This window comes from Streptomyces capoamus, from assembly GCF_014654935.1.
GTDB classification, from domain to species: Bacteria; Actinomycetota; Actinomycetes; order Streptomycetales; family Streptomycetaceae; genus Streptomyces; species Streptomyces capoamus.
Window position 1 is genome coordinate 499 of record NZ_BNBF01000006.1, and the last position, 5,181, is coordinate 5,679.

General features: G+C 72.1%; 5 protein-coding genes and 2 riboswitches. Of the genes, 1 reads left to right on the top strand and 4 read right to left on the bottom strand.

The genetic code is table 11. The annotated features are described in order from the left end of the window. From IE312_RS11380 to gcvT, 4 genes are all read right to left on the bottom strand, one after another. A partial coding sequence (locus IE312_RS11380) for an L-serine ammonia-lyase (protein ID WP_229899552.1) occupies positions 1-1,040 on the bottom strand: 1,040 nt, incomplete at its 3' end. A gap of 102 nt (positions 1,041-1,142) precedes the next feature. Beyond that, positions 1,143-2,423: a serine hydroxymethyltransferase gene (gene glyA, locus IE312_RS11385; protein WP_229899553.1), complete on the bottom strand. Its 1,281-nt coding sequence runs from the start codon at positions 2,421-2,423 to the stop codon at positions 1,143-1,145. 14 nt (positions 2,424-2,437) lie between these two features. After that, entirely contained in the window at positions 2,438-2,815 is a 378-nt protein-coding gene (gcvH, locus tag IE312_RS11390) for a glycine cleavage system protein GcvH (RefSeq protein ID WP_189980865.1), read from the bottom strand. Between the two features lie 119 nt (positions 2,816-2,934). Next, positions 2,935-4,062 (bottom strand): glycine cleavage system aminomethyltransferase GcvT, encoded by a 1,128-nt coding sequence (gene gcvT / locus IE312_RS11395; RefSeq protein ID WP_189980866.1) that lies wholly within the window; start codon positions 4,060-4,062, stop codon positions 2,935-2,937. 44 nt (positions 4,063-4,106) lie between these two features. After that, positions 4,107-4,219: riboswitch (glycine riboswitch) on the bottom strand. Further along, positions 4,220-4,324, bottom strand: a riboswitch (glycine riboswitch). It abuts the riboswitch before it with no gap. Positions 4,325-4,501: 177 nt separating this feature from the next. Here gcvT and IE312_RS11400 point away from each other — a divergent pair. Further along, positions 4,502-5,170 (top strand): AAA family ATPase, encoded by a 669-nt coding sequence (locus tag IE312_RS11400; protein ID WP_189980867.1) that lies wholly within the window; start codon positions 4,502-4,504, stop codon positions 5,168-5,170. The last annotated feature ends 11 nt before the right edge of the window (positions 5,171-5,181 follow it).

Consider the following 5,181-nt stretch of genomic DNA (forward strand, 5'->3'; position numbering starts at 1 on the left):
GCGGAGCCGACCTCGCCCTGGCAGCCGACCTCGGCGCCGGAGATGGAGGCGTTCTCCTTGAAGAGCATGCCGATCGCGCCCGCGGCGAGCAGGAAGCGGACGACTCCGTCCTCGTCGGCGCCGGGCACGAAGTTGATGTAGTAGTGCAGGACGGCGGGGATGATGCCGGCCGCGCCGTTGGTGGGTGCGGTCACCACCCGGCCGCCGGCCGCGTTCTCCTCGTTCACCGCCATCGCGTACAGCGTGATCCACTCCATGGCGTGCGCCAGCGGATCGCCCTCGGCGCGCAGCTGGCGGGCGGAGACGGCGGCACGGCGGCGGACCTTCAGCCCGCCGGGCAGGATGCCCTCGCGGGACATGCCCCGCTGCACGCACTCGCGCATCACGCGCCAGATCTCCAGCAGACCGGCCCGGATCTCGTCCTCGGTGCGCCAGGCCCGCTCGTTCTCCAGCATCAGCGAGGAGATGGACAGGCCCGTCTCCTTCGTCAGGCGGAGCAGCTCGTCACCGGTGCGGAACGGGTACTTCAGGACCGTGTCGTCCAGCACGATCCGGTCCGCGCCCACCGCGTCCTCGTCCACGACGAAGCCGCCGCCGACCGAGTAGTACGTCTTCGACAGCAGCTCGGTGCCCTCGGCGTCGAACGCCCACACGGTCATGCCGTTGGCGTGGTAGGGCAGCGCCTTGCGGCGGTGCAGGACCAGGTCGTCGTCGAAGGAGAACGCGATCTCGTGCTCGCCGAGCAGGCTGAGGCGGCCCGCGGCCTTGATGCCCTCCACCCGGTCGTCGGCGCTCTCCACGTCCACCGTCCGCGGGGAGGCGCCCTCCAGGCCGAGCAGCACCGCCTTCGGGGTGCCGTGACCGTGTCCGGTCGCGCCCAGCGAGCCGTACAGCTCGCAGCGCAGGGACGCGACCGAGCCGAGCAGGTCCTCGTTGCGCAGCCGGCGGGCGAACATGCGCGCGGCGCGCATCGGGCCGACCGTGTGGGAGCTGGACGGGCCGATGCCGATCGAGAACAGGTCGAAGACCGAGATGGCCACGGGGGGACTCCTCACATACGGGTGTTGCACAGGGCGGTACAGGGGCGCGGGCACCGCGCACACCGGTACCTCCAGTGTGCGCGGTGCCCCGCGAAAGGTGACTTACTTGTTCAGACCCGGGTACAGCGGGTGCTTGTCGGCGAGCGCCTTCACGCGCGCCTTGAGGGCCTCGGCGTCGGCCGCTCCGAAGGGAGAGGGCGCCTTCAGCGTCTCGGCGATCACGTCCGCGACCTCGGCGAAGTCCTCGGCCGTGAAGCCGCGGGTGGCCAGGGCCGGCGTACCGATGCGCAGACCCGAGGTGACCATCGGGGGCCGGGGGTCGTTCGGGACGGCGTTGCGGTTGACCGTGATGCCGACCTCGTGCAGGCGGTCCTCGGCCTGCTGGCCGTCCAGCTCGCTCTCGCGCAGGTCGACCAGGATGAGGTGCACGTCCGTGCCGCCGGACAGCACGTTCACCCCGGCCTCGCGGGCGTCAGGAGCCGTCAGGCGCTCGGCGAGGATGCGGGCGCCGTCCACCGTACGGCGCTGGCGCTCCTTGAAGTCCTCGGAGGCGGCGACCTTGAAGGAGACCGCCTTCGCCGCGATCACGTGCTCCAGGGGGCCGCCCTGGAAGCCCGGGAAGACGGAGGAGTTCAGCTTCTTCGCGAAGTCCTTCTTGGCCAGGATGATGCCGCCGCGCGGTCCGCCCAGCGTCTTGTGGGTGGTGGAGGTGACGACGTCCGCGTACGGCACCGGGTTGGGGTGCAGCCCGGCCGCGACCAGGCCCGCGAAGTGCGCCATGTCGACCCACAGGTACGCGCCGGCCTCGTCGGCGATCCGGCGGAACTCGGCGAAGTCCAGCTGCCGCGGGTACGCCGACCAGCCGGCGATGATCACCTTCGGGCGGTGCTCCTTGGCGAGCCGCTCCACCTCGGCCATGTCGACCAGGCCGGTCTCGGCGTCCACGTGGTACGCGACCACGTCGAACTGCTTGCCGGAGAAGTTCAGCCGCATGCCGTGGGTCAGGTGGCCGCCGTGCGCCAGGTCCAGGCCGAGGATGGTGTCCCCGGGCTGGGCCAGCGCGAACAGGGCCGCCTGGTTGGCGGAGGCGCCGGAGTGGGGCTGCACGTTGGCGTACTCGGCGCCGAACAGCTCCTTGACCCGGTCGATGGCGATCTGCTCGGCGACGTCGACGTGCTCGCAGCCGCCGTAGTAGCGGCGGCCCGGGTAGCCCTCGGCGTACTTGTTGGTCAGGACCGAACCCTGGGCCTCCATCACCGCGAGCGGCGCGAAGTTCTCGGAGGCGATCATCTCCAGGGTCGACTGCTGGCGGTTCAGCTCGGCGTCGACCGCGGCGGCGACCTCCGGGTCCAGCTCGTGCAGGGGCGTGTTCAGGACAGTCATACGGCTACGACTCCTCAGCCGGCGGAAAAGGCGGTGTACTCGTCGGCGGAGAGCAGCTCGGCCGGCTCCTCCGTGACGCGGACCTTGAACAGCCAGCCGCCCTCGAAGGGGGCGGAGTTCACCAGCGACGGGTCGTTGACCACGTCCTCGTTGACCTCGGTGACCTCACCGGTGACCGGCGAGTACAGGTCGGAGACCGACTTCGTCGACTCCAGCTCGCCGCAGGTCTCGCCCGCGGACACGGTGGTGCCGGCCTCGGGGAGCTGGACGAAGACGACGTCACCGAGCGCGTTGGCCGCGTGCTCCGTGATGCCGACCGTCGAGACGCCGTCCTCGGCGGCCGACAGCCACTCGTGCTCCTTGCTGTAGCGCAGCTGCTGGGGGTTGCTCATGGCCTGAATTCTCCTGTACGCGGGGGAGTGCTGATGAAGGGGGAACTGCTGGGAACGCGCCTGGACAGCACGGATGTGCCCGATGTCACGTTCCGGCCCGGCGCGGGGCTACGACCGTGTCACTTCCGGCGCTTGTAGAACGGCAGCGCCACGACCTGGTACGGCTCGTGGGTGCCCCGGATGTCCACGCCGACGCCCTCGGTGCCCGGCGCCGCGTGCGCCGCCTCGACGTAGGCCATCGCGATCGGCTTGCCCAGGGTGGGGGAGGGGGCACCGGAGGTGACCTCGCCGATCACCGCGCCGCCGGCGACGACGGCGTACCCGGCGCGCGGCACCCGGCGGCCCTCGGCGACCAGGCCGACCAGCACCCGCGGCGGGTTCTGCCGGGCCCGCTCGGCGGCCTCGGCGAGCGCCTCGCGGCCCACGAAGTCGCCCTCCTTCTCGAACTTCACCACCCGGCCGAGCCCGGCGTCGAAGGGGGTCAGCTCACGGGTCAGCTCGTGCCCGTACAGCGGCATGCCCGCCTCCAGGCGCAGGGTGTCCCGGCAGGACAGTCCGCACGGCACCAGACCGGCGCCCTCGCCGGCCTTGGTCAGCGCCTGCCACAGCTCCACGGCGTGCTCCGGCCGCACGAACAGCTCGAAGCCGTCCTCGCCGGTGTAGCCGGTGCGGGCGATCAGCGCGGGCACGCCGGCGACCGTGCCGGGCAGGCCGGCGTAGTACTTCAGGCCGTCCAGGTCGGCGTCGGTGAGCGACTGCAGGATGCCGGGGGACTCGGGGCCCTGCACGGCGATCAGCGCGTACGCGTCCCGGTCGTCGCGGACCTCGGCGTCGAAACCGGACGCCCGCTCGGTGAGCGCGTCCAGCACCACCTGGGCGTTGGAGGCGTTGGCCACCACCATGTACTCGGTCTCGGCCAGGCGGTAGACGATCAGGTCGTCCAGGATGCCGCCGTCGGCCTGGCAGATCATGGTGTAGCGGGCGCGGCCGACGCCGACGGAGGCGATGTTGCCCACCAGGGCGTGGTCCAGCAGGGCGGCCGCCCCGGCGCCGGTGACGGTGATCTCGCCCATGTGGGAGAGGTCGAAGAGACCCGCCTTCGTCCGCACGGCGAGGTGCTCGTCGCGCTCGGAGCCGTAGCGCAGCGGCATGTCCCAGCCGGCGAAGTCGGTCATCGTCGCACCCAGCGAACGGTGCACGGCATCGAGCGCGGTGTGGCGCGGCTCGGTGGGTTCGGTACTGCTCATCGGTCGGTCGTCTCCCAGGGCAACGGGGATGGGGCGAGGAACGTTCCTCCCCATCTGTCATCGGAACCTGAGAGGTTCGCCGCGACCGCCACGGGGACGATCACGGCTTGCACCTTGGGTGGAGCCGCTGTCGCAGCGGCCCGCTTTTCAGATGTGCCTCGCCCACGCGGTAACGGTGCCTGAGAGATTCAAGGGAGGGACTTGCTCCTTCGGCGCCCCAGCGGCACAGACGTACGGCTGGGAACTCTCCCGCGCGGATTCAAACGGCCGGTATGCAGTTGGCGCGCACATCATTGCACGCCGCACCGCGGCCAGCCAGGGCACGCTCCTTGTGACCGACCTGTGGCACTACGCACACGAAGCGCCGACCGTTGCCCATTACCTTCTCTTTACATACAACGGGGATGGGACGACCGAGCCCACTGGGAGGACGATCACGGTGAACAGGACCTCGGCCTGCGCCGCCGACACCGGTATCGCGGTGCCCGCGCCCGCCTCCGCCCGGAGCCGCCGGGGCGGCGCCGAGCGGCCCGCCCCGGTCGTCCGCGACCTGCGCGACCGCGCCGGCCGCACCCCGCACGCCCTGCTCTTCGGCCCCCGCGACCTCGTCGTCGTCACCGGGCTGCCCGGCAGCGGCAAGTCCACGCTGATGCACCGCGCGGTCACCGGCCACCGCATCGACTCCCAGGACGCCCGCGACCGCTGGGCCGCCCGCCTCCCCCGCCGCCTGCCCTACGCGCTGTACCGCCCCCTGGTCCGGCTCGCCCACTACGCGGCCCTGCGCCGCGCCCTGCGCACCGGCGAGGGAGTCGTCGTGCACGACTGCGGCACCCAGGCCTGGGTGCGGGCCTGGCTGGCCCGCGAGGCCCGGCGCCGGGATAGCACCCTGCACCTGCTCCTGCTGGACGTCAGCCCCGAGACGGCCCGGCAGGGCCAGCGCGAGCGGGGCCGGGGCGTGTCCCGCCACGCCTTCCGCCGGCACCGCCGCACCACCGCCCGGCTGCTGCGCGCGGCCGAGCGGGGCGAGCTGCCGGCCGGCTGCGGCGCGGCCGTGCTGCTGGACCGGGACGCGGCGGACGTCGTCACCCGCGTCGGCTTCGCTCGGTGAGGGACTGTCAC